The organism is Ekhidna sp. (assembly GCF_963691765.1).
GTDB lineage: Bacteria > Bacteroidota > Bacteroidia > Cytophagales > Cyclobacteriaceae > Ekhidna.
Genome location: NZ_OY829375.1, coordinates 2,239,381 through 2,254,012 on the forward strand (window position 1 = coordinate 2,239,381; position 14,632 = coordinate 2,254,012).

The 14,632-nt window shown below is 38.3% G+C and carries 13 protein-coding genes; 10 read left to right on the forward strand and 3 right to left on the reverse strand.

Annotation, left to right across the window (positions count from 1 at the left end):
• Both mutL and ACY650_RS10130 read right to left on the reverse strand, forming a co-directional pair.
• Window positions 1-1,824: a DNA mismatch repair endonuclease MutL gene (mutL, locus tag ACY650_RS10125; RefSeq protein WP_462254345.1), complete on the reverse strand. Its 1,824-nt coding sequence runs from the start codon at window positions 1,822-1,824 to the stop codon at window positions 1-3.
• Window positions 1,821-2,165: a hypothetical protein gene (locus tag ACY650_RS10130; protein ID WP_462254347.1), complete on the reverse strand. Its 345-nt coding sequence runs from the start codon at window positions 2,163-2,165 to the stop codon at window positions 1,821-1,823. The genes mutL and ACY650_RS10130 overlap by 4 nt, the downstream gene beginning before the upstream one ends.
• 83 nt (window positions 2,166-2,248) lie before the next feature.
• Here ACY650_RS10130 and ACY650_RS10135 point away from each other — a divergent pair, with 83 nt between their 5' ends.
• The 10 genes from ACY650_RS10135 to ACY650_RS10180 all read left to right on the forward strand — a co-directional run bounded on the left by ACY650_RS10135 (window position 2,249) and on the right by ACY650_RS10180 (window position 14,359).
• Complete coding sequence (locus ACY650_RS10135) at window positions 2,249-4,534, forward strand: serine hydrolase domain-containing protein (protein WP_462254349.1); 2,286 nt, start codon at window positions 2,249-2,251, stop codon at window positions 4,532-4,534.
• Window positions 4,535-4,576: 42 nt separating this feature from the next.
• Window positions 4,577-5,722: an N-acetyl-alpha-D-glucosaminyl L-malate synthase BshA gene (gene bshA / locus ACY650_RS10140; RefSeq protein ID WP_462254351.1), complete on the forward strand. Its 1,146-nt coding sequence runs from the start codon at window positions 4,577-4,579 to the stop codon at window positions 5,720-5,722.
• Between the two features lie 49 nt (window positions 5,723-5,771).
• Window positions 5,772-6,386, forward strand: coding sequence for a sterol desaturase family protein (locus ACY650_RS10145; protein ID WP_462254353.1), 615 nt, complete (start codon window positions 5,772-5,774; stop codon window positions 6,384-6,386).
• A 340-nt stretch (window positions 6,387-6,726) separates the two neighbouring features.
• Window positions 6,727-7,824: a vWA domain-containing protein gene (locus ACY650_RS10150; RefSeq protein WP_462254355.1), complete on the forward strand. Its 1,098-nt coding sequence runs from the start codon at window positions 6,727-6,729 to the stop codon at window positions 7,822-7,824.
• 29 nt (window positions 7,825-7,853) lie between these two features.
• Window positions 7,854-9,359 carry a sigma 54-interacting transcriptional regulator gene (locus ACY650_RS10155; RefSeq protein WP_462254357.1) on the forward strand — a complete coding sequence of 502 codons (1,506 nt, stop codon included), beginning with the start codon at window positions 7,854-7,856 and terminating at the stop codon, window positions 9,357-9,359.
• Window positions 9,352-9,996 (forward strand): AlbA family DNA-binding domain-containing protein, encoded by a 645-nt coding sequence (locus tag ACY650_RS10160; protein ID WP_462254359.1) that lies wholly within the window; start codon window positions 9,352-9,354, stop codon window positions 9,994-9,996. Before ACY650_RS10155 ends, ACY650_RS10160 begins: the two co-directional genes overlap by 8 nt.
• Before the next feature lie 94 nt (window positions 9,997-10,090).
• The gene (locus ACY650_RS10165; protein ID WP_462254361.1) at window positions 10,091-11,428 is read left to right on the forward strand and encodes a PhoH family protein; all 1,338 of its coding nucleotides are present in this window, start codon (window positions 10,091-10,093) and stop codon (window positions 11,426-11,428) included.
• Between the two features lie 35 nt (window positions 11,429-11,463).
• Window positions 11,464-12,249: a hypothetical protein gene (locus tag ACY650_RS10170; protein WP_462254363.1), complete on the forward strand. Its 786-nt coding sequence runs from the start codon at window positions 11,464-11,466 to the stop codon at window positions 12,247-12,249.
• Between the two features lie 198 nt (window positions 12,250-12,447).
• Window positions 12,448-13,110 (forward strand): ABC transporter ATP-binding protein, encoded by a 663-nt coding sequence (locus ACY650_RS10175; protein ID WP_462254365.1) that lies wholly within the window; start codon window positions 12,448-12,450, stop codon window positions 13,108-13,110.
• Window positions 13,111-13,201: 91 nt separating this feature from the next.
• Window positions 13,202-14,359 carry a mechanosensitive ion channel gene (locus ACY650_RS10180; RefSeq protein ID WP_462254367.1) on the forward strand — a complete coding sequence of 386 codons (1,158 nt, stop codon included), beginning with the start codon at window positions 13,202-13,204 and terminating at the stop codon, window positions 14,357-14,359.
• A 53-nt stretch (window positions 14,360-14,412) separates the two neighbouring features.
• On the opposite strand, the gene ACY650_RS10185 is transcribed toward ACY650_RS10180, so the two are convergent.
• Window positions 14,413-14,595, reverse strand: coding sequence for a hypothetical protein (locus tag ACY650_RS10185; protein WP_462254369.1), 183 nt, complete (start codon window positions 14,593-14,595; stop codon window positions 14,413-14,415).
• Window positions 14,596-14,632: the final 37 nt, after the last annotated feature.

Here is a 14,632-nt window from a genome sequence, read left to right on the forward strand (position 1 = left end):
TTAACTTTTCTTAAACCACTCATTTATTTGCTCTAAACTAACCAAAACATAGGTTGGATTTCCATCCGGTGTATAATTTGGTTGTTCGCAAGCAAATAAGCGATCCATTAAATGATCCATCTCCTCATCCTTCAATTTATTGCAACGGTTAGTTGCCGTTCTTTTAGCCAAAGCTCTCGCCAGGCTTTCATTTTTAGGTAGATCCAACTTCTCAGCGTTGAACTTATACTGCTCTATTAGACCTTCAAACACCTCCTTTTCGTTGCAGGGGGCTAGTTCAGAAGGAATACCCTGAATCACAATCATATGTTCGCCCATCTGTTCAAACTCAAATCCGAGTTGATTGATTTCTTCTTTCAACTCGATTATAAGCGAAAAATCTGATGCATTTAATGCTACCTGTTGTGGGAACATGCATGATTGAGAAGCGCCTGAGCCAGTTTTCATAGACCTCTGATACTCCTCGAATAGAATCCGCTCCAATGCAGAAATCTTGTCTAAAACTACCATTCCGCTCTTCACCTGCCGAAGCAGATAACGTCCGTGGAGATGATATGTTGGCTTTTTTTCGTCAACTTCAACCGATTGATTGATAGAACTTTCGAATGTAGTCTGAACCACACGTTCTTTTTCTGCCTCTTCAATAGTAGCTATTTCTTCTTGGGTAGCAGAAGCGTATAACTCATTTAATTTATCCAAACGCTCTTGATTGCTTTCAAGAGACTTGAATGATCCGTAGTCTCTATCTTTCTTGGTAGTGAAATTTGAATTTTCACGTTGGATATTCAGATGATCGAAACTTACATCCGCAGAAAAATCTAACGAAGGTGCGACATTAAATGAAGCCAATGCTTGCCTTACGGCAGAATTTATTACGCCATATAGCATTCGGTCGTCATCAAACTTTACTTCAGTCTTAGTTGGATGAACGTTAATATCCACATGGACTGGGTCTATTTCTATAAAGAGAACATAGAAAGGAAAATAGTCCTCTTTCAAAAGTCCCTGATAAGCCCTGCTCACTGCATGATTGAGGTAGCTATTTTTGATGAAGCGGTTGTTTATAAAAAAGAACTGTTCACCTCGGGTTTTCTTAGAATTTTCCGGCTTACCGATATAGCCGCTAATTTTCACCAAGTCAGTTTCCTCACTACAAGGAACCAACTGTTGTTGGTAATTTTTACCAAATAGTTGTACGATCCGCTTACTCAATTTCCCACTATCCAATTTGTATGTCTCCAAATCGTTCTGGACCAATGAAAAAGCGATTTGGGGATTTGCCAATGCTACCCGCTGAAATTCATCATTGATATGCCGAAGCTCTACCGGATTCGATTTTAAGAAATTACGCCTGGCAGGAACATTATAAAACAGATTTTTTACACAAATAGATGTACCCTGATTTTGTGCGATTGGCTCCTGACTTTTAACCTCAGAAGATTCAATTATTAATTGAGTACCAAGCTCGTCATCTGCATGTTTGGTCTTGAGTTCTACTTGAGCAACGGCAGCTATAGAAGCCATTGCCTCTCCTCTAAAACCTAACGTTCGGATCTTAAATAGATCTTCCGATTTGCTGATCTTAGATGTCGCATGTCGCTCGAAGCTCATGCGCGCATCCGTCCCTGTCATTCCGCACCCATTGTCTACAACCTGGATTAGTGATTTGCCTGCATCTTTTACAATTAACTTGATGGAAGTTGCACCAGCATCAATGCTATTTTCAAGCATCTCTTTCACCACAGAAGCAGGTCGCTGCACAACCTCACCAGCAGCTATTTGATTTGCAATGGCATCCGGAAGTAAGCGTATAATATCACTCATTTGCGCTTCCTCAAAGTTTTAAGTCGGTATACAAGGTATAGCGGGATACTCGCCCACAGGATATAATTGAATATCTCATTTCCAAATTGAAGCCATCCCAACACCATCACCCCTAAAAGAGCTGCAATACCCAATTGAATCATTGAAGTAGATGGAGCTGATTTGGTTTTTCTCTTAAAGGAAATCTTGGTCGGTTGGTAGTTTCCGGTTGCTTCTCCATCCATTTGCTCTTTGATTCTTTCGGTGCGTTCTTCAATTTCCTCCTTTACAGGATCATAATACCGTGGCTGTATTCGAAACTGTTGATGTTTTGGTAGACGAAAAAGTGATGGAAATCGCATTGGGTATAGTTATTGATCGAATGTTATGTTAATGAACACGACATGAATGAAAAATTGTTCAAATTTAATCCTCTCAATTGAGAATGAATCAATTACTTAGGATTCGATTTGTACCGCCATATATGAGAGACTACTTGCTCGCCGTATGTACGTTGTTGTCAACATCCCTATTTGCCTTAGATGGAGAAATCAATGAAGGTGTTTGGATCGATGGTGACTCCTTTTATGAATCTATAAAACATAAAAAAAGGTCGACAATATATTTTAGTGATTGGAGTGTCCACGCAGATCAGTTTCTAAAAGATGAAAACTACTTCGTAGCACTACAGCTAAATGAGCGTTTTGATCCGCTCCCTAATGATAAAATAAGCTTGCCATCCCTCTCGACAATAGCTGCCATAGGTGACAAAGAGCTTAGAAAAGCCTACTATAAATTTTTAGAAAACTTCGGACGTACTAATGGGATCAATCATGTCGTGCTTCCCGACACAACTGGTTTTAACAAATTTCAAAAAGAGGTAATCAATGAAGCAAATCAATATTCGCCATTCTACTTTTTAAATAAATCTTCACTTTCATATTCATTACCATCCACAAAAAAAGACTTTGAAAGTGAGGTTGAAAATCACCCCATCATTTGGATTGCCGGCCAGGATGATAACATCTCTAAGATAAAACGCTGGAGCAAGAAGGTTGAAAAAGAAGACATTGGTTGGTTTTATAATGCATTAAAGGCATACAAAATTTCTAAATACAATCCTGCTAAAAGCATACCTGACGATCTTTCAGAATCCATTTTTTCTTCAAGCGTTATCGCGATTGATCCTCATCAGGTATTTCCGCTTACGGATCAGGTGGTTACTTACTTGGGAATGGATCAAGGATTGAAGAAGCGATTAAGTCAATATGTTAATGTTTTAGATTATAGAGTTCCTGGGGTCACTTGTATTGTTGACAATAGAAGGTATGCAAAGGAGATTCAGGAAGGAGATATTTTAATAAGTACTGATAAGACTCAACAAACTGAACAAGGAATCATTCTACCTGAAATTAGAATCGAAGATCAAGACTTAGTCATAGCTAAGATGTTGTTTGGTGCATCAGGAATTAAAGGAAGAAGTGATCATTTACATGCTAGGCAAATAAGTAACCAAATGTATCTCGGATACAGTGATTTAGAGAGGGAAGGTTTTAATACCACGCATCTTTCCTGGATTGATTCAATTGCTGCAGATGCAATTAAAAAATTTGCTACTCCAGGAATGCAATTAGCAGTTGTAAAAAGCGGGTCAATCGTCAAAGAAGTTTCCTATGGTCATTATACATATGACAGTTTAATGCCCGTATCAAACGATACAAGATATGATATTGCATCTGTCACAAAAGTTGTTGCAACACTTCCGGCAATCGCCTTATTGATTGATCAAGGTAAAATTCAATTAGATGATTCAGTCAGCATTCATCTGGATTCATTTAAAGGTTCAAACAAATCAGGTGTAACCATAAGACAACTTCTTGCCCATAATGCCGGATTAAGAGCCTATGTTCCTTTTTGGAGTATGGTGATGGATGGCGATAGGCTTGATGCATTTTATTATAAAAATGCTGAGGACGAAGCCAATGATGTTAGAACCTATGGCCTAGAACCTCACCCGAGCATGGCAGATTCATTGAAGAGTTTTATTGTCCAGTCAAAGCTTATAGACAATCCAAAAGAATATCGATACAGTGATTTAGGGTTTATGATTCTCCATCTACTTGTCGAAGAGGTTTCCGGAATGTCTTTCGAAGAATTTTTGAAGGTAAATTTTTACCTACCAATGGGTCTGAATCAAACCGGATTTAATCCAGTGCAGAATGGAGTATCTCCAAAAGAAATTGCGCCAACTGAATACGATGAGCGATATCGCAGCTATCAAGTATGGGGAGAAGTGCATGATAGAAATGCGCTAGTATTTGGAGGAGCAGCGGGTCATGCGGGCCTTTTCTCAACTGCTAGCGATCTAGCCAAAATGATGTACTTGTTTATTAACAATGGATTCTATGGGGGGAAGCAGTATATCTCAAAGCAGACCATCGAAAAACTAAATTCACGATATTTTGAAAATAATAGAAGGGGCTTGGGTTGGGATAAGAAAGATGGTGACAAAGATTCAGCATCATCCCTAGCAAGCGATGCCAGTTTTGGACATACAGGATTTACAGGAACAATGGTATGGGCAGATCCCAAAACGGATTTAATTTTTGTTTTCTTATCAAACAGAATTTACCCAGATGCAGAAAATTGGAAATTGATGAGTCTCAATACACGAACCCGAATACATGATGTGCTTTATCAATCACTTGAAAATCCTGAAACACGAAACTAATTGACCATTCTTGAGGTTTAAGACCTGTAAAATACCTAATTCATGAAAGTAGGAATAGTATGTTATCCCACTTATGGTGGAAGTGGAGTTGTAGCCACAGAGCTTGGAAAGGCACTGGCTAAAAAAGGGCACAAAGTTCACTTTATCACTTACTCTCAACCGACTCGTTTAGATTTCTTTAATCCTAACCTCTATTACCATGAGGTTAGCGTCAATTCATATCCCTTATTTCAATATCCTCCATATGAGCTTGCATTAGCTAGTAGAATGGTTGATGTAGTATTGAATGAAAAATTAGATCTTTTGCATGTACACTATGCTGTGCCACACGCTTCAGCTGCTTATATGGCGCAACAGATCCTGAAAACTAAAGGGTACGAAATTCCATTCATTACAACCTTGCATGGTACTGATATTACGATCGTAGGAAAAGATGCGACTAACGAACCCGTCGTTACCTTTTCCATCAACAAGTCAGATGGTGTCACTGCTGTTTCTGAGGATCTAAAAAATGATACCCTCGAACATTTTGATATCTCTGTTCCAATTGATGTAATTCCGAATTTCATAGATCTGGAGAGATTCAAAAAACAACCCAAGGAACACTTCAAGAAAGCCATTTGCCCTAACGGAGAAAAACTTGTAGTACATACTTCCAATTTCAGAAAAGTCAAGCGCGTAGAAGATGTATTGAGAGTATTTTGTGAAGTGAGAAAGGTCGTTCCATCAAAGCTCTTATTAATAGGTGATGGGCCTGAGCGTCCAAAAATGGAAGATATGGCACGTGATATTTGCACAGAAGACATCCGCTTTTTAGGCAAACTGGAAGCTGTAGAGGAGGTACTTTCCGTAAGTGATTTGTTTTTGATGACGTCAGAAAAGGAAAGTTTTGGATTGGCCGCACTAGAAGCAATGGCTTGTGAAGTACCTGTTATATCAACCAATGCAGGTGGACTGCCCGAATTAAATGATGAGGGTAAATCTGGTTATGTCTGTAATGTTGGTGATGTTGATGCTATGGTGGAGAAGGCTATTCATATCTTAGATAACGAAAACCTTGATTCCTTCAAAAAAGGAGCGTTAGCTAGAGCTAAGGAGTTCGATGTTAACAATGTTCTTCACAAGTATGAAGAATATTATAACAGTGTTTTAGAAAAGAATAAACAGTCTTTATCAGAGAGTTATTAAAAAATTAGGGTTTCTTTTTAATAATTTTGCCTTGAATCTAAATTAAGCAATGGAACTAAAGAATAAACCTCACGCTAAAGGGACGAAAGAACTGTTTAAAAACAAGTTCATGGAAAGGTTGACGAGGACTCACATCTCACTGCCTTTGATCATTTTCACCATTATTTCGACGAGTTTAATGGTTTACGGTTTTCAGCAATCGTACTTGAATGCCTTAAATGCCATCTTATTATTTATCGGTGGTTTCATGTCTTTTACACTAGTAGAGTATGTGATGCACAGGTTTGTGTTCCATTTAAACCCAAAGACTGAAAAGCAAGAAAAGTTTGCTTACGCAGTCCATGGTGTTCATCATGACTATCCAAAAGACAAGGATCGGTTGGCTATGCCAATACCATTGAGCCTTACACTCTCAACTGGCTTTTTCTTTTTGTTTCAGTTATTTATGGGTGTAAATGTTTTTGGGTTTTTACCTGGATTCTTAATGGGATATGCCTCTTACTTATGGGTTCACTATATGGTTCATGCCTTCCAACCTCCTAAAAATTTCTGGAAAGTACTTTGGGTTCATCATGGGATTCATCATTACAAAGATCCGGGTAATGCGTTTGGAGTATCTTCTCCTTTCTGGGATATGATTTTCCGCACCATGCCAAAAAAATAAACCAGTCTTATTTCTTTTCGGACTTTGAGGATTTCTTAGCCTCTTTCGATTGGCGTTTTTCGTGCGATGCTGGTTCCAACGTCACTTTGAACAAAAAATCCCTTGTTCCCCAAAACAGATTGGAAACTAACGATGCGAATATGGGTCTTCTGCCGGGCATAACTTGGTAGATACGTATGTTAATTTAACGGAAAATTTTCTCATTTCGATTCGAGAAACTGTTTTTTTAGAATCTAAAGTATCAATCAGTTATGAGCTGATATTTGAATATTGGATGCTAATTTTATTAATATCCAACTTCAGGAAATCTTTCTTGTCGCTTTTTAGTTAAGTTATTGCTATGATCGGATATCGGTTCACACAATTTATTCCTGAGAAAAACCCAGAGCAGAACACCTTTGATAATTTGCTTCAAATTTTTCTTCAATTGATGGTTATTACATCTGGAGATGTCAACGAGGCTTTGAGCTGGTTGACTAACCTGGATCGGGAGCACGGAATTTCAAATGAAGAATATGGGATTGGTGATTTTATTGATGACCTAAGAAACAAGGGATACATCGATGATAAAAATGAAAAGGGAGAGTTTAGAATAACGGCCAAGAGTGAGCAAGAAATAAGAAAAAGTGCTTTAGAAGAAATCTTTGGAAAGCTTAAAAAATCGGGCAAAGGCAGTCATAAAACCAACCATACAGGTTCGGGGGATGAAATAACATCAGATTATAGAGAATTTCAATTTGGTGATTCCATTGAGCAAATTGAAATGACCGAAAGTTTGCGCAATGCCCAAATCAATCATGGCCTTAATGATCTTACACTCACGGAAAATGATTTAGAGATTCGAGAACGCGAATACAAAACTCAGACATCTACCGTTTTGATGATCGACATCAGCCATTCGATGATATTGTATGGCGAAGATCGAATTACACCAGCTAAGAAAGTTGCAATGGCACTTGCTGAGCTAATCAAACGCAAATACCCAAAAGACACTTTAGATGTGATAGTCTTTGGAAACGATGCTTGGCAAATTGAGGTGAAAGATCTTCCATACTTAAATGTTGGCCCATACCATACCAACACCGTGGCAGGACTCGAACTGGCCATGGACCTTTTAAGAAGAAGAAAAAACAAGAACAAGCAAATTTTCATGATCACAGATGGAAAACCTACCTGCCTAAAGGAAGGAATAAAGTATTATAAAAATAGCTTCGGACTAGACCCCAAAATATTAAATAGAACATTGAACCTTGCTGCTCAATGTCGCAGAATCAATGTCCCAATAACCACTTTCATGATAGCTTCTGATCCATATCTGCAAGAATTTGTTAGGGAGTTTACTGAGGTAAATAATGGAAACGCTTACTACAGTAGCTTACAAGGATTGGGGAATCTCATTTTTGAAGATTACCGAAGAAATAGAAGAAAAAATCTTTAAGACCCAAAAGGGATTAACACAAATTATAAATGAATTATCAAGACCTATCTGCCGAGCAGAAATTGAATATCTCTACGCTAGGAGAACTGAAATCAGCTGGATATCAACCACAATCTATAAAAGAGGAGTTGAGAGCTAACCTTATTAAAGCAAAGAAAGCAGGAGAAGAGATATTTAAAGGGATTTGGGGCTATGAGGATACTGTAATCCCAGATGTTGAACGAGCTATATTATCACGGCACAATATAAATTTTCTGGGACTCCGGGGGCAAGCCAAGACAAGGATGGCACGAATGATGATAGGCCTTCTGGATGAATTTATTCCCGTAATTCAAGATGCACCATTAAATGACGATCCACTCTATCCTATTTCCAAATTTGCAAGAGATAAGGTAGCAGAGCTGGGAGATGATACTCCAATTGCATGGATGAGTAGAGACGATCGCTATACTGAAAAGCTCGCGACACCAGATGTGACAATAGCAGACCTCATTGGTGATGTAGATCCCATAAAAGCGGCAAGCTTAAAGCTTCCGTATTCTGATGAACGTGTAATTCATTTTGGACTCGTTCCAAGATCACACAGGGGAATTTTTGTGATCAATGAGTTACCTGACCTCCAGGCGAGGATTCAAGTAGCATTGTTTAATATTTTGCAAGAGGGAGACATTCAAATTCGGGGCTTCAAATTACGAATGCCATTGGACGTTCAGTTTGTATTCACAGCTAACCCTGAGGACTATACCAATCGAGGATCAATTGTTACTCCACTTAAAGATCGTATCGATAGCCAAATAATTACCCACTATCCAGGCTCCATTGATATTGGTAAGAAAATCACTGAACAAGAAGCAGACCTTTCTAAAGAACAGAAAGAGGGAATAGAAATCTATGATCTAGCGAAAGACCTGGTTGAGCAAATAGCCATGGAAGCAAGAGATAGTGAGTATGTAGATGCTAAAAGTGGGGTATCAGCGCGTCTTACGATTTCAGCTTTTGAGAATTTGGTAAGTGCCTGCGAAAGAAGAATGCTTACAACTGGTGATTCAAGTACAAATGTTCGTCTCACAGATTTTATTGGAGTTATCCCTGCTATCACGGGGAAAGTAGAGCTTGTTTACGAAGGAGAGCAAGAAGGCCCGGGGATTGTAGCAAACAATCTGGTGGGTAAAGCAATCAGGTCACAATTCATAAACTATTTTCCTGACCCGGAAAAGGAACGAAAAAAGGAAACGAGCAATCCATACCAAGAATTAAAAGAGTGGTTTGAAAAAGGGAATATGGTTGATTTGGTGTTTGACTCCAATGAAAGTGATTACAGAAAAGAACTGAAAAGTATTCCTGGTTTGGAGAAGCTGGTTGACAAATATCAAAAAACCTCTCATGAAGGCTTTAAGTACTTTTTGATGGAATTTGCGTTATTTGGATTAGCAGAGTACAGTATGCTCAGCAAACATCAACTTGAGAAAGGGATGCAATTCAAAGACCTTTTCACAAGCATGTTCAATATGCCAGAGTTGGGGGACGATGAATGAAAAAGTCGAAGAAGTACTTAAACTAATTAGACAGGGAGAAGGTCAATTCGTAGAATTCAAGAAAAAAGCCAATCACCCTGAAAAGATTGTTCGTGAAGTTGTTGCCTTTGCCAACTCGGAGGGCGGTCACCTTTTCATTGGCGTTGACGACAATGGCTTAATCAGCGGGCTCAAATACCCAGAAGATGATGAGTTTGTTTTAACAAAAGCTATTCAAGAATTATGCAGGCCTGCGATTGACTTTGAAGTAGAAATATTGCGAGTAAAGGATGTAAATATTCTTTATTATAAAATACTTGAAGGTCTACAGAAGCCATATTTTTCATTCTTAAATAAGAAACACAGATATGGCAAAGCCTTTATTCGCTCGGCGGATCATTCGATACAGGCCAGTTATGAGGTCAGACAGATATTGAAGAGACAGTCAAAAGAGAATCAGCCGTTCGTTTTTGAAGATAAAACCAGAGAGCTTTTTAAATACTTTGAAGACCACCCCTTTATTACTTTATCTGAATACACGCAACTGAGTGGATTAAATAAAAAGCTTGCTTCTAATAAGTTAATCCATCTTGCTTTATCTGGTGCTTTAAAAATAGAACCCAAAGAAGGTGGAGACATTTTTAAGCCGGTCGAATAATTTTCAAGAAATTCCTCTGCAATCACTTCTTTTTTTCAAGTGAAACTCCAATATTACGTTAGATCCTTATTGGAAATGTAAACCACACATCCGCATGGCAAAAACCTCCAAGCAGAAGAAAATTTTTGTTCTTGATACTTCAGTAATATTATTCTCACATGATTCAATTCTAAATTTTGCGGAGCACGATGTAGGACTTCCAATCACAGTCCTTGAAGAACTTGATCAATTCAAAAAGGGGAATGACACTAAAAATTTCGAAGCCAGAGAGTTCATTAGACTGTTGGATCGCCTAGCAAAGGATCATAGTCTACAAGATTGGATCCCGCTAAATGGGAAAACGAAAGGCAATTTTAAGGTTATCATGGATTCTGATAGTACGCTTGATGCTACTCAGATTTATAATGACGGCAAAAACGATCATCGTATTCTAAATGCTGCTTTGACTATCAAAGAACAAGAGCCAAAGCGTAAGGTGATCTTGGTGTCGAAAGATATAAACCTTAGGCTAAAAGCTAAATCCCTGGAGCTGCACGCCGAAGATTATGAGACAGGGAAAATTAAAAATGTAAACACCCTAACTACAGGGATGACCGAGCTTGAAGATATAAACTCGGAACACATAGATGAATTGTTCAAAAAGAATGTAATTGATCGTAAGAAAATCCTAAAGCGTAAGAAATTCCCGGCAAACAATTACTTCATTCTTAAAAGCGAGAAAAATTCGGTTTTAGGATACTATAATCCAGTGGAGGATGCGGTTGAGAAGGTCGAAAAGCAAATGGTCTATGGAATTAAACCTAAGAATGCTGAACAGACCTTTGCTATGCATGCAATGCTTAATCCGAACATTAAGCTGGTAAGTATCAATGGTGTGGCGGGTACTGGCAAGACGCTACTAGCGCTGGCTTCGGCACTTGAGCAAAGAAGGAATTTCAAGCAAATTTATTTGGCAAGACCAATCGTTCCTTTGAGTAATAAAGACATCGGGTATTTACCTGGAGATATAAAGTCTAAGCTCAATCCTTACATGGAGCCTTTATGGGACAATCTGAAGTTTATCCAGCATCAGTTTAGGGAAAATGATAAGGAGTTCACTCGAATTACAGATATGGTAAATCAGGAAAAACTGATGATAACCCCGCTGGCTTACATCCGAGGTAGAAGCTTGTCCAACATTTTCTTTATTGTTGACGAAGCTCAGAACTTAACTCCACATGAAGTGAAAACCATAATTACTCGAGCTGGAGAAAATACGAAGATCATTTTTACTGGGGATATCTATCAAATTGATACTCCATACTTGGATTCTCAATCCAATGGTCTTTCTTATTTAATTGATCGAATTAAAGATCATCCAATGTTTGCTCACATTACACTCGAAAAAGGCGAAAGATCTGAGTTGGCCAATCTAGCAAATGATCTTCTATAGTAGGGTTTTTTAGGAGTTAGCTGTATTAATAGTACATGGTTAATTTCTCACTGACATCTACATTTCTAAAAGGAATTGTTCTTATCATGCTATTAGCGTTGTTTAACGCATGCGAAGAAGATGGTGTGAAGGCATCGAATTGCGATTCAATAGTGGCATTGGATGCCGGTTCATATCAAAATGAGACCTCTGATTTTTACACAATTATTTCTGCTAGCATTCTTGAAAATTGCTTGCAAATAGAATATTCTGCATCTGGATGTAGTGGCGAGAGTTGGAAAGAAAAAATGGTCGATGAAGAAGTAATTCTCGAGTCTTTTCCAATTCAAAGAAATTTAAAAATGATTTTGGATAATCCGGAGGCTTGTGCAGCAGTATTTACAAAGACCGTATCATTTGATTTAATCCCTATTCAAACAGAAGATTACACGAGAATAATCTTGAATATTGATGGATATGATGAGCCGCTTCTTTACGATTATAGTGGCGATTCTTCGATAGAAAATCAAATTCAACAAAAATGGGATCTTGTCAACGTTAATGGAGGGCTTACGGGTATTGATGTTAATTTTTCGGAGGGAACAATTACTTGGGATTTTGGAGATGAGGAAGTGACCATTGTTAATAATAATCAAGGTGCTAATGCCATTTATGATGGGTTAGTTACTGGTACCTACAACTATTCCATACAGGAATTCAATGATGTGAAGATTCTTGAGGTTGATTCTCAAAATCTGGGTGTTATATCTATTGTTGATGGTCAACTTACTGTTGATCAGCGTGCATCCGATGGATTTCAATTAAAATTCAAGAAGCACTGAGAGCATTAATTTGTTGAAAGGAATGCATTGCGATTCTTATATTTGATCCAATTAAGATTAAAAATTTCAGCATTTGAAATCTTATAGCATTCTGGCGTTGACTAAACTTTTATTAAAAACCAGATAGATACATGAGTGAATTGTGTATCTAAATTCATCTGATTTCGTTAGGTTTAGCTTGTCAAAAACCTCAATTAAATGATAAACCTAAAAGACGTAAGCAAATTCATTGAATCTAAGTATCAACGGACCTTCATTTTAAAGGGAATTGATCTTGAGATTAAGCAAGGTGAATTTGTAAGCATAATGGGACCTTCTGGTTCCGGTAAATCTACTTTACTCAACATCGTAGGTATGCTTGACAGACCTTCGGAAGGAGAATACTACTTCATGGACGAGCCTGTGCATAAGCTCCGTGAGAAAAGAATCTCTAGGATCCACAAAGAACACATAGGATTTATTTTCCAGGCCTACCATCTGATTGATGAGCTCACTGTATATGAAAACATTGAAACACCATTGATCTATCGAGGAATCAAAGGAAAAGAGCGCGCAAGCATGATTGCCGAAATGCTTGATAGATTCAATATGGTTGCGAAAAAAGACCTATTTCCTGAGCAATTGTCAGGCGGTCAGCAACAGTTAGTTGGAGTGGTAAGAGCCATTATTGGTAAACCTCAATTGCTGTTGGCAGATGAACCTACCGGTAACCTTCATTCTTCGCAAGGTGAAGAGGTGATGGATGTGCTAAAGCAATTGCACAATGAAGGAATGACAATTGTCCAAGTAACTCACAATGAGAAGTTTGCCGAATATGGATCACGAGTGATCAATTTGGAAGACGGCCGTGTGATGGAATAACATCAATTTTCATGGTGATAGGTAGTTACTAAAATGCCTATATTTGGATTAATAGAAGATTAATTTTAATTAAACCAACCTAACCATGAACATGCCAGACTATTTAGAGCGTTTGATTCATACCATTAGCGATTCACTGCCAGGTGTAGTGGGAGCTGTAGTTGTATTGATCGTCGGTTGGCTTTTTGCAATACTTGTAAGAAAAGTAGTGCATAGCCTAATGAAAAAGACCGAGTGGGATGAACGCCTCTTGGGCAACACCATTGTTGATACCAATAAGTTCATTGCGAACTTGGTGTACTACATTCTGATGCTCATCATTCTTCTCATCGTTCTAGAGATGCTTGGCGTAAGCTATGTGCTGGATCCTATCCGCAACATGCTTAATGAGTTTCTAGGATTCATACCGAATATTCTTGCTGGTATGGCGATTATCTTCATTGGTTATATAATCGCAAAATTCATATCAAACCTTGTCAAGATGGCTGGAAGCTTCTTCGATCGCTTGGCAAACAATATGGGTTTTAAGGAAACCGATAAGTTGGTGCATTTCATTCAGCAAGTGGTTTTCGTTGTAATTTTTATTCCTTTTATAATTCAAGGCCTTAATGCACTCCATTTGGAGGCGATTACTAATCCAGCGAATAATGTATTGCATCAGATGTTGGATTCAGTTCCTAACATTATTGGAGCAGTACTGATCATCACAATCTTTGTGGTTGGAGGAAGGTTTATAACCTCCTTTGTAAAAGATTTGCTGGCCAATCTGGGAATTGATTCATTGGTAGAAAAATTGCAACTCGGATCCATTTTAGGCGAGCAGAAACTTTCTTCGATAGTAGCAAACATCATATTTTTCTTCATGGTGTTTTTTGGAGTGATCTCCGGAGTAGAAATGTTGGGGCTTGATCGTCTAGCCGAAGTATTGCATACGATCCTAAATCTGTCAGGCAATGTCCTCTTCGGATTGGTGATTTTAGTGATGGGCAATTTCCTTGGATCAATTATTTACAAGTCCATGAGTGCTAACACATTCGTGGCCGGAATCGCAAGGGTTGCAATCATTGGGTTATTCTTGGCCATAGCGCTCCGTACGATGGGAATCGCGAATAGCATAGTAGAGCTAGCCTTTGGACTTACTCTTGGAGCCATTGCTGTTGCCGTAGCACTTTCTTATGGGCTGGGCGGAAGAGAAGCAGCAGGCAAGCATATGGAGCAAATCTTGAAGAAATTTCAAAACAAAAAGTAGAAGAACATCTAGAAAAAGAAAGCCCCGATGTCTTCACATCGGGGCTTTTTATATTATTCAGAGAAGCATGTGACCAGAATGGGTTCGTACCTGTTTCCAAACTTGGCATAACACCATTCCTTTAATTCAGTTACTTCGTCGGGAATTAATGCCTTGATCGCTTTCCGAAGTTCCTTTTCAAATAGCCGTTTATCAAAGCTTACTTTCGATAAAATAGTTTTGAAGTACTCTAGCATGTGAATAATTGTTAATGATCAAACCCAGGCCGTAAAT

Bases quoted from the DNA above. Each gene is read 5' to 3' on its own strand.
- mutL (WP_462254345.1), bottom strand. From the start codon at position 1,824: ATGAGTGATATTATACGCTTACTTCCGGATGCCATTGCAAATCAAATA.
- ACY650_RS10130 (WP_462254347.1), bottom strand. From the start codon at position 2,165: ATGCGATTTCCATCACTTTTTCGTCTACCAAAACATCAACAGTTTCGA.
- ACY650_RS10135 (WP_462254349.1), top strand. From the start codon at position 2,249: ATGAATCAATTACTTAGGATTCGATTTGTACCGCCATATATGAGAGAC.
- bshA (WP_462254351.1), top strand. From the start codon at position 4,577: ATGAAAGTAGGAATAGTATGTTATCCCACTTATGGTGGAAGTGGAGTT.
- ACY650_RS10145 (WP_462254353.1), top strand. From the start codon at position 5,772: ATGGAACTAAAGAATAAACCTCACGCTAAAGGGACGAAAGAACTGTTT.
- ACY650_RS10150 (WP_462254355.1), top strand. From the start codon at position 6,727: ATGATCGGATATCGGTTCACACAATTTATTCCTGAGAAAAACCCAGAG.
- ACY650_RS10155 (WP_462254357.1), top strand. From the start codon at position 7,854: ATGAATTATCAAGACCTATCTGCCGAGCAGAAATTGAATATCTCTACG.
- ACY650_RS10160 (WP_462254359.1), top strand. From the start codon at position 9,352: ATGAATGAAAAAGTCGAAGAAGTACTTAAACTAATTAGACAGGGAGAA.
- ACY650_RS10165 (WP_462254361.1), top strand. From the start codon at position 10,091: ATGGCAAAAACCTCCAAGCAGAAGAAAATTTTTGTTCTTGATACTTCA.
- ACY650_RS10170 (WP_462254363.1), top strand. From the start codon at position 11,464: ATGGTTAATTTCTCACTGACATCTACATTTCTAAAAGGAATTGTTCTT.
- ACY650_RS10175 (WP_462254365.1), top strand. From the start codon at position 12,448: ATGATAAACCTAAAAGACGTAAGCAAATTCATTGAATCTAAGTATCAA.
- ACY650_RS10180 (WP_462254367.1), top strand. From the start codon at position 13,202: ATGCCAGACTATTTAGAGCGTTTGATTCATACCATTAGCGATTCACTG.
- ACY650_RS10185 (WP_462254369.1), bottom strand. From the start codon at position 14,595: ATGCTAGAGTACTTCAAAACTATTTTATCGAAAGTAAGCTTTGATAAA.